The sequence below is a fragment of the bacterium genome, from assembly GCA_040753085.1.
Classification (GTDB): domain Bacteria; phylum UBA9089; class JASEGY01; order JASEGY01; family JASEGY01; genus JASEGY01.
Genome location: JBFMHI010000001.1, coordinates 1 through 13,355 on the forward strand (window position 1 = coordinate 1; position 13,355 = coordinate 13,355).

14 protein-coding genes and 2 pseudogenes are annotated in these 13,355 nt (G+C 47.6%); 14 read left to right on the plus strand and 2 right to left on the minus strand.

The features are described 5' to 3' along the window. Nucleotides 1–642 precede the first annotated feature (642 nt). On the minus strand, nt 643–1,533 hold the full coding sequence (locus tag AB1797_00005) for a PorV/PorQ family protein (GenBank protein MEW5765998.1): 891 nt from the start codon (nt 1,531–1,533) through the stop codon (nt 643–645). A 197-nt stretch (nt 1,534–1,730) separates the two neighbouring features. On the opposite strand from AB1797_00005, the gene AB1797_00010 reads away from it, so the two are divergent. The 4 genes and pseudogenes from AB1797_00010 to AB1797_00025 all read left to right on the plus strand — a co-directional run bounded on the left by AB1797_00010 (nt 1,731) and on the right by AB1797_00025 (nt 4,389). Then, nucleotides 1,731–1,892: a lysine biosynthesis protein LysW gene (locus AB1797_00010; protein MEW5765999.1), complete on the plus strand. Its 162-nt coding sequence runs from the start codon at nt 1,731–1,733 to the stop codon at nt 1,890–1,892. Nucleotides 1,893–1,897: 5 nt separating this feature from the next. Beyond that, nucleotides 1,898–2,806, plus strand: coding sequence for an NlpC/P60 family protein (locus AB1797_00015; protein ID MEW5766000.1), 909 nt, complete (start codon nt 1,898–1,900; stop codon nt 2,804–2,806). Continuing rightward, nucleotides 2,799–3,845, plus strand: a complete 1,047-nt coding sequence (gene rtcA / locus AB1797_00020; protein ID MEW5766001.1) for an RNA 3'-terminal phosphate cyclase — start codon at nt 2,799–2,801, stop codon at nt 3,843–3,845. The genes AB1797_00015 and rtcA overlap by 8 nt, the downstream gene beginning before the upstream one ends. A 160-nt stretch (nt 3,846–4,005) precedes the next feature. Beyond that, nucleotides 4,006–4,389, plus strand: a pseudogene (locus tag AB1797_00025) (four helix bundle protein). 4 nt (nt 4,390–4,393) lie between these two features. On the opposite strand, the pseudogene AB1797_00030 reads toward AB1797_00025, so the two are convergent. Beyond that, nucleotides 4,394–4,717: pseudogene (locus tag AB1797_00030) on the minus strand (DUF4573 domain-containing protein). A 245-nt stretch (nt 4,718–4,962) separates the two neighbouring features. Here AB1797_00030 and AB1797_00035 point away from each other — a divergent pair. The 10 genes from AB1797_00035 to AB1797_00080 all read left to right on the plus strand — a co-directional run bounded on the left by AB1797_00035 (nt 4,963) and on the right by AB1797_00080 (nt 13,304). After that, nucleotides 4,963–5,202 (plus strand): four helix bundle suffix domain-containing protein, encoded by a 240-nt coding sequence (locus AB1797_00035; protein ID MEW5766002.1) that lies wholly within the window; start codon nt 4,963–4,965, stop codon nt 5,200–5,202. Between the two features lie 67 nt (nt 5,203–5,269). Beyond that, nucleotides 5,270–6,478, plus strand: coding sequence for a hypothetical protein (locus AB1797_00040; GenBank protein ID MEW5766003.1), 1,209 nt, complete (start codon nt 5,270–5,272; stop codon nt 6,476–6,478). A 4-nt stretch (nt 6,479–6,482) separates the two neighbouring features. Beyond that, entirely contained in the window at nt 6,483–7,778 is a 1,296-nt protein-coding gene (locus tag AB1797_00045) for a nucleoside transporter C-terminal domain-containing protein (protein MEW5766004.1), read from the plus strand. A 17-nt stretch (nt 7,779–7,795) separates the two neighbouring features. Further along, nucleotides 7,796–8,749 (plus strand): aminotransferase class IV, encoded by a 954-nt coding sequence (locus tag AB1797_00050; protein ID MEW5766005.1) that lies wholly within the window; start codon nt 7,796–7,798, stop codon nt 8,747–8,749. Between the two features lie 62 nt (nt 8,750–8,811). Beyond that, nucleotides 8,812–9,234 carry a nucleotidyltransferase domain-containing protein gene (locus AB1797_00055; GenBank protein ID MEW5766006.1) on the plus strand — a complete coding sequence of 141 codons (423 nt, stop codon included), beginning with the start codon at nt 8,812–8,814 and terminating at the stop codon, nt 9,232–9,234. After that, nucleotides 9,231–9,671 (plus strand): DUF86 domain-containing protein, encoded by a 441-nt coding sequence (locus AB1797_00060; GenBank protein MEW5766007.1) that lies wholly within the window; start codon nt 9,231–9,233, stop codon nt 9,669–9,671. Before AB1797_00055 ends, AB1797_00060 begins: the two co-directional genes overlap by 4 nt. Nucleotides 9,672–10,030: 359 nt before the next feature. Further along, entirely contained in the window at nt 10,031–11,968 is a 1,938-nt protein-coding gene (gene dxs, locus AB1797_00065; GenBank protein MEW5766008.1) for a 1-deoxy-D-xylulose-5-phosphate synthase, read from the plus strand. Between the two features lie 19 nt (nt 11,969–11,987). After that, complete coding sequence (locus tag AB1797_00070; protein ID MEW5766009.1) at nt 11,988–12,362, plus strand: NusG domain II-containing protein; 375 nt, start codon at nt 11,988–11,990, stop codon at nt 12,360–12,362. 191 nt (nt 12,363–12,553) lie between these two features. Continuing rightward, complete coding sequence (locus AB1797_00075; protein ID MEW5766010.1) at nt 12,554–12,886, plus strand: nucleotidyltransferase domain-containing protein; 333 nt, start codon at nt 12,554–12,556, stop codon at nt 12,884–12,886. Then, nucleotides 12,876–13,304 carry a HEPN domain-containing protein gene (locus AB1797_00080; GenBank protein ID MEW5766011.1) on the plus strand — a complete coding sequence of 143 codons (429 nt, stop codon included), beginning with the start codon at nt 12,876–12,878 and terminating at the stop codon, nt 13,302–13,304. Before AB1797_00075 ends, AB1797_00080 begins: the two co-directional genes overlap by 11 nt. Nucleotides 13,305–13,355: the final 51 nt, after the last annotated feature.

Consider the following 13,355-nt stretch of genomic DNA (forward strand, 5'->3'; position numbering starts at 1 on the left):
GATTCCTGCTTGCGCAGGAATGACAAAAAGTGCAAAAGTATAGGCTTCTATTAGATAAAGCTATCTTTCAAAAAGCCTTGTTGGCCCAATAGCACAAAACCTTTTCTGGAAGTGCGGAATGCAAGTTAGAAAAGCTAAAAGATTACAGTGACTATTACTATCTTACTTGCAGGTGGATTAGTGGGGTTGTTATTTAAAGACGTACGGTTGCCATTGAATATTATTATGTTTGTTGTAGGCATTATATCAGAAATAATTTTGGCATCATATCTGGTTATTTTAAATGCCGGCATTAAGAACCTCTTAGAGAAATTGGAGGTCATCAATGATTGAGGTAATAGGGGCAGTAATTCTGGGAGGAGTATTTTTATACTTTATATGGGCATTTACTCATGAGCCCAAAAAGAAACACAATTAGTAACCGTTCAGCCACGGATGCACACAGATGAAACACGGAAAATCCCGCTACGGCGTATTTTCCTGCAACTAAGGTTGTAGGGACAACCCGTGTGGTTGTCCGCCTACGGAACGGAGAGGGACAAGCTTTGTCCCTACAACTCAGCCTTCTGTCCTCTGTTATTTATCTGTGCTAATCCGTGTTAATCAGTGGCTAAACAGTTACCACAATTAAAGTCTGCATAGTTAAAACCGAAGGCTAAGGGAGAGGCGGTGGATGTTGTCCGAGTTGCGGTCATGTCTGAGGAAGGCGTAATCGAGGCGGCATATCTTCCAGGTAAGTCCTAGGCCGGCGGTAACTTTAGCTTCTTCGTCTTCATCAAATTTGGCGCCTAATCTTAAAGCCAGAGGGCTGCCCGGACGATATTCGGCCCCGAGTCCGTATTGAATATCTTCATCTTTTTCTTTAACGGCATCGAGGACAAAAATGGCCGTCTCATTAAAAAGGTTTAAGGCCAAGCCGCTTCTGACTGTCCGAGGTAAAGGGTCTTCTTTAGGTCTATCATAACTCAGATTTTGGAGGACTAACCCGAATTTCAAAGGACGGAAGGAAGCTATGCCTCCCACATCAAGGTAGTTGGCTTTAGTAATTTCAGCTTCCCTGTTCTTCTGGTAAATATATTTAAAGTTAGCCCCTATCTCGAAATTCCTACCTATCTTTCCGGCCCAGGCAAGAATCCCCAGCAAATCATAGGGCGTGAAAGAAGCTATCTCATCACCGGACTCGTCCCTTTGGCGTACTTCATCTAAATGGAGATAAGTCAATCCCCCACCTACCGCCCCAAGCCTGCCCAGGGGATGGGCATAGCCGACAAATTCCTCTCGAATATCTCCGTAAAAGACAGCGTGGGTAAAGGCCAGCTCCTTTTCCCGGAGTTTCCCCAAACCAGCCGGATTCCAATGAAGGGCATTTATATCATCGCTTAAGGCCGTAAAGGCCCCCCCTAAGCCGGCTGGTCTGGCGCCAATCCCGATCTTCAGCAGACCGCTTCCGATATCTTCCTGTCCCAGGGCAATCCCCGACCAGAGGCAGACCATAAGAACGAAAATGGTTGTTTGACTCTTTTTGGTCACCATTTTATTACCTCTAATTTTATCTTACTAAAAGCTCTTTCGTCAAGCAGAATTTTACTGCCTCGGTGAAAAATACGGTCCAGTGAACTTTTAGCTTGACATAATCAGCTCTATTGTGATATATTTCCGATGGTTCAACACGGCTAGCCTTGATAATGAAAGATCAAGGGAATAAATCTTAGAAAGGAGATAATAAAACCATGGATATGGCGGTCAGGTGCCCGGAATGCGATGAGGAATTGATAATCCCTGAAGACGCTGAGGAAGGAGAGATAATAGACTGCGAGAATTGTGGGGTAGAGATTGAGATCGTTTGTATTGATCCTTTGGAGATTAAAATCTTTGAAGAAGAAGAAAAGTAAGAGAAATGTATTCCAGACAAATAGAGGAAATTATTGCTCAGATAAAAAGAGGGTATGCGGCCAAATATGATCGGGTAGTAATAGAGGCGACCCCTGTTCTTAATCAGCGCCGGCAAGAATTAGTCCTGAGAGGGAGAGTGCTGCTGTCGAGCCAGAGGGATCGAATAGTTAATGCCCTGGGGAAAAGAATCCCTTTCAAGATTATCGACCGTTTACTTATCCTCTCTGATCCGACCCAACCTGCCCTGAATTGGGGAAAGGCAGGACAAGAGATAGTAGGGCTTAGAAGGCAGAGGGATTCTTTCGAGCTTTCTACTCAGACGACACCGGAAGATAATCCTTTCAGGGTTTTAATCAAGGATGGAAGGCAGTATCTCATCCAGTTAGACGACCTAAGCCTGGGCTGGGTCTATGAAGATGAAATAGTCATTCTTGAGCCGCCTTGGGAAGATCTCTGGAAAGAAATAAAGAGACCTGAGAAGGGTAAGTTGATTAAGATTGAACCAAAAGATTTGAGTAAACTCGCCAACACCGCCCTGAAATATGTGAGAATAACGCCTTATCATCGAGGTGGAAGAAGCCGCCAGGGCCTTGACTGTTCCGGTCTTATTCAAGTTATCTTTAAAGAAGCCCTTGATTTAGTCCTTCCCAAACATGCCCTTGATCAGATGAAGATGGGTCAGAGATTGAGTCGATTGGAAAGACAAACAGGGGATTTAATCTTTGCTAAAGTAATCGGCAGGAATATAGTTCACGTTGGGTTGCTGTTAGTTAACCAAAAGAAAAAGGTTGTCCACTCATGCTTAAGAAAGGGACAGGTGGTGGCTGAAGCCCTGGAAGATTTTTTAAAAAACTATAAGCCGGTTGGTTACAGGCGGTACTTGTTTACCTCACCGGAAGGCAAAGATGATTGAGATAGACGGATCGAGATATTCAGGAAGCGGCACTATTCTCCGTTACGCCGTAGCACTTTCAGCCTTGATGGGTAAGACGCTTCGGATGATAAATATCCGGGCTAAACGAGGTAAGCCCGGCCTGCGGTCTCAACACCTGAAATCTGTTCTGGCCTGTAGTGAGTTGGTCAGAGGTGAAGTAGAAGGGGCCGAAGTCGGCTCCCAGGAGATACTTTTTAGGCCAGGCAGTTCAATAAAAGGCGGCTATTATGAGTGGGAGATCGGCACGGCCGGTTCATCCACTATGCTGGCCATGACGGTTCTGCCCTTGCTTATTTATGCAGACAAACCTTCCAAATTAAGAATATCCGGTGGTCTATTTCAGGACCATGCCCCCTCCGCCTTTCATATGGCCCACGTGCTCTTTCCCGTCATTAAACAGACAGGGATTGAAGCCTCACTTGAAATAATTAAGCCAGGTTATGTGCCAAAAGGTGGAGGAGTAATAGAAGTTCAGGTCGAGCCGGTCGCTTATCCTCTTAATCCGATTAGATTACTCAAACAGGGGGGAGTAGTTGAAGTTAATGGGAGGGCTCTTTCTTCCCATCTTAGCCGTCAGCGGGTGAGTGAACGGATGGCTGAACCCTGCCGGCGAATCCTCCAACAGAAAGGATATGCCCCCAAAATAGAGGTGGTGGATGATGAATCAGCCCTGCAAAAAGGGGCGGCTTTAGCTGTCTGGGCCAGGACTGATACCGGCTGCCTCATTGGGTCTGACATGGCCGGCAAGGTTGGCCGGGCGGCTGAAGCCATTGGCCGGCATGTAGCCAGAGCCTTACTGGAAGATATCGAACAGGGGGCTACAGTGGATAGATTCCTGGCCGATCAATTAATCATCTATGCTGCCCTGGCTAATAGGGTCTCAGAATACCTCATCCCTTCTCTTACCGATCATGTGGAAACAAACCTGTGGCTGGTGGAAGAGATAATCGGGGCCAAAACAGAGGTGGCGGATAAACGAATCCGGATTGAAGGTATTGGGTATGGGGGGGCTAAGTGAGATCATTTATTGAAGAGGCCTTATGAAGTATAGACAGCCTGGATAGGGTGGAGGTGAAGAATGGCCAGGCGAGAAGGTAGCTGAGGATGATCTTATGAAGTATGGACAGGAGGGACAGGGTGGAGATAGTGGACGAGGCGGCAGGGCCGGCCAACCGGAAGTGGATAATCTGATTCCGAAGCACGGCGGCTATCGGAAGCTGAAGAGCTTTCAGATCGCGCAGTTGGTCTATGATGTGACGGTGCGATTTTGTGACCGGTATATCGATAAGCGGAGCCGGACGCATGACCAAATGGTTCAGGCGGCGCGGTCAGGGGTGCAGAATATCGCTGAGGGGAGCCAAGCATCAGGCACATCGAAGAAGTTTGAGCTGAAATTGACGAATGTGGCGCGGGCGAGTTTGGAGGAGTTGCGATTGGATTATGAGGATTTTCTGCGGCAGCGGGGGCTGTCAAAATGGGACAGGCAGGATGCGCGCCGGGCGGAACTGATTGATCGGCGGTTTGGAACCGTCGATGAAATCGCCGATTGGATACGGGAAGTTCATATCAGGAGTGGACTGAGTGGACAGAGTAGACAGGGTGGACAGAGTGGACTGAGTGGACAGAGTGGACTGAGTGGACAGAGTAGACAGGATGGACAGAGTGAACTGAGTGGACAGAGTGGACAGGGTGGACAGAGTGGACAGGGTGGACAGGGTGGACAGGGTGGACAGGGTGGACAGGGTGGACAGGGTGGACTGAGTGGACAGAGTGGACAGAGTGGACAGAGTGGACTGAGTGGACAGAGTGGACAGGGTGGACAGAGTGGACAGGGTGGACAGGGTGGACTGAGTGGACAGAGTGGACAGGGTGGACAGAGTGGACAGGGTGGACTGAGTGGACAGAGTGGACAGGGTGGACAGGGTGGACTGAGTGGACAGAGTGGACAGGGTGGACAGAGTGGACTGAGTGGACAGAGTGGACAGGGTGGACAGAGTGGACAGAGTGGACAGGGTGGACCGAGTGGACTGAGTGGACTGAGTGGACTTAGTGGACAGGGTGGACAGGGTAGACAGGGTGGAGCGTCCATTGAGTCTACTTTGTCCACTAGGTCCATATCGTCCACTAAGTCCACCTTGTCCACCAAGTCCACCACGTCCATATCGTCCACTAAGTCCACCAAGTCCACCACGTCCACATCATCCACCAAGTCCACTTATCCCGAGATTGCGGCCAATGTCGCTTTGACGCTGATCGCGGTGGCCTGTAGTCTGCTGGATCGGCAACTGACGGCGCAGTCCAAAGCCTTTGAGCAAGAGGGCGGTTTCACAGAAAGGCTGTATCAAACGCGCCAAAGGGCAAAGAGGAATCAATGAACGTCATAACCGAAAATCAAGCTAAATGGTAATGTTACAATGCACTACTGACAAGAGGAGGTTGAAGATGAAGATCAAGAGGAGGTTGAAGATGAAGATCAAGAGGATGTTGAAAATGAAGATATGGTTGGGTGTCTTAGGATTACTTTTATGGCTGCCGGTTACTTCTTTTGGGGGAGAGGTTCTGATCGACATAGACGAGGAATGGAGATATCTGGAGGGGTATGCCCCGCCGCCTAAGAGCTGGAATCAACTTAACTTTGATGATTCAGACTGGTTGAGAGGAGAATCCGGCTTCGGTTACGGTGATGAAGATGACGCTACCTTGCTCCCGGAGATGCAAGGAAAATTCACTACCCTTTATCTAAGGAAGAAGTTTGTAGTGACTGACTTAGCCACGGTCAAAACCCTCTTTCTAAACGTAGATTATGATGACGGCTTTGTGGCTTATCTTAATGGAACAGAAGTAGTCCGGGTCGGATTAGATGAATCGGTTGACTACGATTCCCTGGCTGAAAATCACGAGGCCATCCACGATGGAAAGTTAGATATGACTCACCCCCAGAATTATAATCCCTTACCTACCCTGGAGCCTTTTAATTTGAACCGATTTATCGGCCTTCTAAAAAAGGGAACAAACCTTCTGGCTATTGAGGTCCATAATGCCACGCTTGATAGTTCGGATCTGACTATGATTCCCCAATTGGTGGCTGATGAATTTATTTATGGCTTCGTTATCGCCTCGGCTGACACCTGGGCATATAGGATTCCTGCCCCAACCCTTTCGGATCAGGCCGAGCCTAACTGGACCGATCCGAGGTATAATGATGGAGGCTGGATGAGAGGCCCTTCTGGTTTTGGTTATGGAGACGAAGACGATCGAACCATCCTTCCGGCAGGCACCATTTGTGTTTATACCAGAAAGGATTTTTGGATTGAGGATAAGGAGAAGATTGGTTCTCTTATCTTACAGATAGACTATGATGACGGATATATTGTTTACCTCAATGGTCGGGAGATAGCCCGAAGTAATGCGGCCCCCTATCGTTATTACGCCTCGGTGGCCTTAACAAAACACGAGGCGGTAATTGACAAGGGAATTAAAGATACCATCAAAATCGATCCGGCTCTTCTGGTCAAAGGAAAAAATTGGTTGGCTATCTCAGGGCATAATTTTAAAAGTCCCCAAAAGATTCCGGCGGGTGACGATGATATGAGCCTTTGTGTGGAGCTGTTGTCCAGGAAGGAACCAGAAAGAGGAAAAGAGAGGAAATAAGTCAATGGAAGCCTATAACTTAGTAAGCTTTGCCGGCATCTTTTTGCTGTTGGCTTTTGCCTGGCTTTGTTCTTCCCATCGAAGAGTCCTTAATGGGCGGGTTGTTTTATGGGGAACAAGCTTACAATTACTGTTTGCCCTGTTTATCTTTCAGGTTCCAGCCGGGACAAAGGTCTTCTTGGCCATTAACGAGGCGGTGGTAAAGGTCCTGGACTGCGCTACGGCCGGAACCAAATTTCTCTTTGGCCGTCTGGCCCTTCCGCCGGGCACACCTGATTCTTTAGGGTTTTTCCTGGCCTTTCAGGCCTTACCTACCATTGTCTTCTTTGCCGCCCTGGTGGGCGTCCTTTATTATTTAAACATAATGCCCCTGTTTATTCGGGGATTTGCTTATATTTTTACCAGACTGATGCGGTTAAGCGGGGCAGAGTCTTTATGTGTTTCGAGTAATATCTTTGTGGGGATTGAATCTGCCCTGACTATCCGGCCGCATTTGAATGATATGACCCGTTCCGAGTTATGCACTATTCTGACCGCTGGCATGGCCACTATTGCCTCCAGTGTGATGGCCCTTTATGTCTTCATCCTGCAGGGAGAATTTCCCACCATTGCCGGCCATCTGGTTTCTGCTTCTATTCTCTCTGCCCCAGCCGCCGTGGTTATGGCCAAGATTCTTTTACCGGAGACGGAAACACCAGCCACCCTGGGGGTAAAGATTCACCCTCACTATGAACGAGAAAATAACCTTATTGAGGCGATCATTAACGGCGCCAACAATGGCCTGCGGCTGGTAGCCGGCATTACTGCCTTACTGTTGGCCTTTCTTGGTTTAGTCGCTCTGGTTGATTTGTTCCTGATGGTGGTGGGAGGCTGGGTCAATAACGGGTTGAATTGGCAGATTGACTGGTCGCTTCGGGGACTACTGGGTTATATTTTCTATCCCTTCACCTTAGCGATCGGCATTCCACCGTCTGATGCGGGGGCTATCGCCAGGATAATCGGCGAACGGGCCATAGTCACTGAAGTCCAGGCATATCAGGACCTGGCCCAGTTATTGGCGGCAGATGTATTAAAGCACCCGCGCTCAACAGTAATCACTACTTATGCCCTCTGTGGCTTTGCCCATGTAGCTTCCCTGGCCATCTTTGTGGGAGGCACCGCTGCTCTGGCCCCAAAACGAACCAAAGACCTTTCGGCGCTGGGATTCAGAGCGCTCTTAGCCGCTACTCTGGCCTGCCTGATGACGGCCGCCGTGGCCGGGACTTTCTTCTCCCAAGGCTCAATATTGATGGGGCGCTGAGAGGAGAGAGTTGAGGTATGTGGATCTACATTAACGGAGAATTCTTTACCAAAGACCAGGCCAAGGTCTCCGTCCTTGATCGGGGCTATTTATACGGCGATGCTGTCTTTGAGACTATGCGGATTTGTAGGGGGAGGGTCTTCAGGTTGAGACAGCACCTGGAAAGGCTTCAGGCCTCAACCAGGGCCATTTCTCTCGATATTCCCCCTATCAGTCGGATGGAAGAGGCGGTCTATGAAACAGTTCGAAAGAACGGCATGGATGAGGCCATCCTGAGACTTAGCCTTTCCCGGGGTGAGACAGAAAAGCCAGGACTCGATATTTCCGAGGGGAAACCAACCCTGGTAATCGTAGTCAGACCCTTTACTCCCTATCCAGATCATCTTTTTCAGCAGGGGATTTCAGTAGTTACGGTGGCCACTCCGAGAGGCAGTGGATTTCTACCTCAAATCAAATCAGCCAATTTTTTGACTAATATCCTGGCTAAACAGGAGGCGGCTGCCAGAGGCGCCTTTGAGGGGATAATGCTTGATGAAGACGGCTATGTGACGGAAGGGAGCATAAGTAATATCTTTATTATTGATCGGGCCGGACAGTTGGTTACCCCTCCGGCGCATAGTCTTTTGAAAGGGATAACCAGAGAGGTAGTCATAGAACTGGCTCAACAAGAGGGCCTTATCACTTACCAAAAGAGAATGACCCGTTACGATCTTTTCACTGCCTCCGAATCCTTCCTTACCTTTACCTCCGCCGGGATCATGCCGGTGGTTAAGGTGGATGAGAGAAAAATTGGCGAGGGTAAGGTCGGCCCTCTGACTGAACATCTCCGCCAATTATATGAAGGTCTTCTCGGCACACATGTTGACAAGTCTCGAACTTGTCATTTCTGCTCCTGTGAAAACAGGGGCGGCAATGACAAAAAGAAGCAATGTGGTAATATCAGAGGGGAAGTTCGGGGTAATGAAATTTAATTGACATTTATACTGCTGTCGTGCTATAATTTAAGTATTGAATTTAAGTTAAGTGAAAAATTATGCTTGAATTTAACAGTCTGAAACACATATTTAAAGATTATCCCTATATTGCTTCAGCCTATCTTTTTGGCTCTCAGGCTACAGGGAGGATAATGCCAATGAGTGATGTGGATATTGCTATCTTAGTGATGGATAATGCTCCAAAGGGCAGAGAACTTTTACACGAAGAGGATTATCTATCTTACAGGATTGCAGAGGGTTTGAAGGTAAGGGAGGTTGATTTAATAGATCTCAATAGTCAGGGATTGATCTTTCAACATAATGTTCTAAGGACAGGTAAGCTTATTTACGATGCTTATCCACTATTCAGGATACAATTTGAAATGAGGGTAATTCCCCAATTTTGTGATTTTGAGCCAACCCTTAGATTTATTGAGCGGTTTCATTTTCAGGGTCGACTGAGGAGATTAGCAAGGGTATGAATTCCAGAGATATTCAGATAAAGATAGATATTATCATCAATAATTTTGAAAAATTAAATATTTTAAAGTCAAAGAGATACGAAGAGTTTATATCAGATTTTAGAAATATGGATTCAACCCTTCACATTCTTCAGACCTCTATCCAGGCACTCCTTGATATTGGGAGCTATATCATTGCCTCCCTTGGTTTGAGGACACCAAATACTAATGCAGAGATTATAAAGATATTGAGTGAGGCCGGACATATTGATCGAGATAAGGCAAAGACCTACATAAAGATAACCCAGTTCAGAAACAGGATTGTGCACCTCTACAACCACATAGATACAGAAACACTCTACGACATCCTGGTTAATGAACTGGATGACATAAAAGAATTCTATATAAACCTGCTTCAGGTTATTGAAAAATATCAAAGATGGAAAACCCCCAGGTGAGGTGGATGCCCTTCTGGCCGCCACTGCACAAGTATCCTCTATGAAAGCTTATTATTTTATTATTTCTACTCATAACCTTATGTCTGAATCACAAGAAGGGGACAATTCTGATTGACAAATCAACTGAAGTTTGTTATACTCATAGCGCCTCTCCCAAAACCGGCAAAAGTAGCCCAGCCCTTCCGGCGGTGAATATGCCCCCTTCCAAAAAGTAGGTTTTAGGATAGGCTCTTAGACGGGGTGGGAAAGGTCACCATATTAACTCCACCACGAATTGGATGGGAAAGAGAATGCCTGAATTTTTAGTCCTGTAGGGGCGAATAATTATTCGCCCCTACCCAAAAAAGGAGATAAAGAGAATGCCTGGATTTTTAGAGCGGATTGATAAGCCGCTTGATTTGAAACATCTTACCATTACTGAGCTTCAAGCCCTGGCTTCTGAAATCAGGCAAATGATTATCCATACCGTGGCTAAAACAGGCGGGCATCTGGCCTCTAATCTGGGGGTGGTGGAACTAACTATCGCCCTTCATTATTGCCTTAATTCTCCACGCGATAAGATCATCTTTGATGTCGGCCACCAATCCTATACTCATAAGCTCCTCACCGGCAGAAAAAAAGCCTTCTCTACTTTGCGGCAACTCGACGGACTTTCTGGATTCCCCAGGCGAGAAGAAAGTCCTTATGATCCCTTTAATACCGGTCATGCCTCCACTTCTATCTCGGCTGCTTTGGGTATGGCGGTGAGCAGAGACCTTAAGGGAGAGAATTATGTAGTAGCGGCCATAATCGGGGATGGAGCGCTCTCTGGTGGCATGGCCTTCGAGGCCTTGAATCATGCCGGACACCTGAAAAACAACCTCCTGGTTATTTTAAACTCCAATGAGATGTCTATTTCCCCCTCGGTTGGCGCCATGTCGGCTTATTTGAACCGGCTTATTACTAGGCCTATTTACAACCGGTTAAGAGAAGATGCCCAGGAACTCCTTAACAGGATTCCATATTTGGGTCACCCCATAGCCACCCTGGCTAAACGGGTAGAGGAGGGGATAAAAAACCTGGTGGTCCCTGGAGCCCTCTTCCATGAGCTTGGATTTCGGTATTTCGGCCCTATTGATGGCCATGACCTGCCTTTACTTATAGAGACCCTGGGCCGGATCAAAGAATTCAAAGGCCCGATCCTCCTCCACGTGGCCACCAAAAAGGGCAAGGGATATCTTCCGGCTGAAAAGAATCCTACTTTCTTTCACGGCAGCAGCCCTTTTGAAATTAAGACAGGCCGTCCCCTGGATAATGGCAAGAAAGTAACCTATACTAAGGTATTTGCTAAGAATCTGGTAGAATTAGCTAAGCAGGATAGACGAATCGTGGCTATCACGGCGGCCATGGCTGAAGGGACGGGTCTGGCCCTCTTTAATCAGCATCTGCCTGAGCGGTTCTTTGATGTGGGTATTGCTGAATCCCATGCCGTCACTCTGGCGGCGGGGATGGCGGCCGAAGGACTAAGACCGGTGGTGACCATTTATTCCACCTTTCTCCAACGCGGTTATGATCAAATCCTGCATGACGTTTGTCTGCCCGATCTTCCAGTCATCTTTGCCCTTGATCGAGCCGGCCTGGTGGGTAATGACGGACCAACCCACCAGGGGATATATGATATTGCCTATCTCAGACATTTACCTAACCTAATTCTGGCTGCTCCCAGGGATGGGTTGGAACTCAGATTAATGTTAGAGGCAGCCCTGACCTGGAATCATCCCACAGCTATTCGATACCCCAGGGGAAAGGTTCCTTCTGAGGCACCCCCTGTCCGGCCGGCCATAGAACCAGGTCAGGCCGAAGTCCTGCGTGAGGGGGAGGACGGAGTCATCGTGGCCTTGGGAAATATGGTGGACAGAGCTATGGAAGTAAGCCGGACCCTGGCTAAGGAAGATATTTCAGTGGGGGTGATTAATGCCCGTTTTGTTAAACCCTTGGATAAAGAGCTTATCCTTAAAATGGGTAGTAGAAGAAGGCCGGTTATTACCCTGGAAGATCACACCTTGACCGGAGGCTTTGGAAGCGCTGTTCTGGAAGCCCTGGCTGAGGCAGGAATTACTGCCAGGGTTAAGTGTTTAGGCCTGCCGGATAAATTTGTAGAACATGGAGATGTGGAATCCCTTTATAAAAGATATGGGCTTGATACCGAAGGCATACTTAGAGAAGTCAGGGAAACCCTTAGCCAAAGGATATCCCGAAGCCCAGACTACAGAGCTGCCGAGCGCAGAACCCCACCATTCGCCATTCGCCATCCGTAATCCGCCATCAGTAAGATGGTTGACTAAAGTAGATAAGCTTCTTCTGGGCATTATTTTTCTTGTGATTGCCACCGGCTATCTGGGGGTTAAATATCTTCCAAAACAGGGCAAAATGGTCGAGATTGAAAGCCCTGGAGGGAGACAAGTAATTCCTTTAACCGGTCATCCCCAAAAGGTAACGGTAGCTGGGTGTTTGGGGTCAACTACCCTTGAGATAAAAAACGGGAAGGTGAGAGTAGTAGACAGTCCTTGTCCCCAGCATATATGTGTCAAGCAGGGTTGGAAGAGCAGGGGAGGGGAGGTCATTGTCTGTTTACCCAACCGAATTGTGGTCAAGGTGGTGGGGGGTGAATCGAAAGATGACCCTTCGACCCTGGATGGAGTCACCCAGTGAATGGCAGATGGCAACATTTGCGTTATCCGCGAGAATTAGGTGTCTGGTAGTCGTTAAACTATCAGCTCACCAGACTACCAGGCGCCAGACACCAGACTGATTGATCTTACGGGTTTCTCCTTACTGATAACCGATGACCTATCACCTGGTTGCCTCGAGTTATTGAAAAGATACGTCTGGAGGATAGGGCGATGATAGATTCTCAAGACATAAAAGAGGTTATCCATAGCATTCTCCAAAAACTTATTAGTGATTATGCCCCGCAAAAGGTGATTTTATTTGGCTCTCATGTTTATGGATATGCCGGACCAGACAGTGATATTGACCTTCTTATTATCAAAGAGACGGTAGACCGCTTCATTGATCGATGGGTGACAGTTCAACATATCCTCACCGGCACTCATCGATCCATTCCGGTAGAAGCCCTGGTGTTAACTCCTGCTGAGGTTGAAAAGCGGTTGGCTATTGGCGATCAGTTTATAGCGGAGATTCTGGAGAAAGGGAAGCTTTTATATGCCGCGTAAGGAATCGCTTTATCCGGCCGACTGGCTGCATATTGCAGAAAAAGATTTGAGACGAGTAGATCGACTTCTTGAGGAGGATGATCCGGAGTTGGCTGGTTTCTGCCTTCAACAGGCTGTGGAGAAGTTTCTGAAGGCGTTTCTTCTTTCCCAGGGATGGCAACTCCGACGGATTCATGATTTAGATACACTCCTTGATGATACGCTCGCCTATGATGCCTCCCTGGAAAAATTTAGGAGTGTGTGTCAAAAGATTAGCGGCTTTTACTTTGTGGAGAGGTATCCCTTTGTTGTCGAGTCTGATATCACGGAGGAAGATGTTCGCACCTCTCTGGAACAAGCTAAGAGGCTTATTGAAGAGCTTCGAAGGAAAGTTGCTGAAAGACGGGAAGATGCCGCTCCCTCGAATAACAATGAGTAATTACTGGCTGATCTTATTTACTCTCATCTTATGGCTATTGGGGTGCTCCAG

Excerpts from the sequence above, each read along its gene's own strand:
- AB1797_00005 (MEW5765998.1), bottom strand. The coding sequence starts at position 1,533 with ATGGTGACCAAAAAGAGTCAAACAACCATTTTCGTTCTTATGGTCTGC.
- AB1797_00010 (MEW5765999.1), top strand. The coding sequence starts at position 1,731 with ATGGATATGGCGGTCAGGTGCCCGGAATGCGATGAGGAATTGATAATC.
- AB1797_00015 (MEW5766000.1), top strand. The coding sequence starts at position 1,898 with ATGTATTCCAGACAAATAGAGGAAATTATTGCTCAGATAAAAAGAGGG.
- rtcA (MEW5766001.1), top strand. The coding sequence starts at position 2,799 with ATGATTGAGATAGACGGATCGAGATATTCAGGAAGCGGCACTATTCTC.
- AB1797_00040 (MEW5766003.1), top strand. The coding sequence starts at position 5,270 with ATGAAGATCAAGAGGAGGTTGAAGATGAAGATCAAGAGGATGTTGAAA.
- AB1797_00045 (MEW5766004.1), top strand. The coding sequence starts at position 6,483 with ATGGAAGCCTATAACTTAGTAAGCTTTGCCGGCATCTTTTTGCTGTTG.
- AB1797_00050 (MEW5766005.1), top strand. The coding sequence starts at position 7,796 with ATGTGGATCTACATTAACGGAGAATTCTTTACCAAAGACCAGGCCAAG.
- AB1797_00055 (MEW5766006.1), top strand. The coding sequence starts at position 8,812 with ATGCTTGAATTTAACAGTCTGAAACACATATTTAAAGATTATCCCTAT.
- AB1797_00060 (MEW5766007.1), top strand. The coding sequence starts at position 9,231 with ATGAATTCCAGAGATATTCAGATAAAGATAGATATTATCATCAATAAT.
- dxs (MEW5766008.1), top strand. The coding sequence starts at position 10,031 with ATGCCTGGATTTTTAGAGCGGATTGATAAGCCGCTTGATTTGAAACAT.
- AB1797_00075 (MEW5766010.1), top strand. The coding sequence starts at position 12,554 with ATGATAGATTCTCAAGACATAAAAGAGGTTATCCATAGCATTCTCCAA.
- AB1797_00080 (MEW5766011.1), top strand. The coding sequence starts at position 12,876 with ATGCCGCGTAAGGAATCGCTTTATCCGGCCGACTGGCTGCATATTGCA.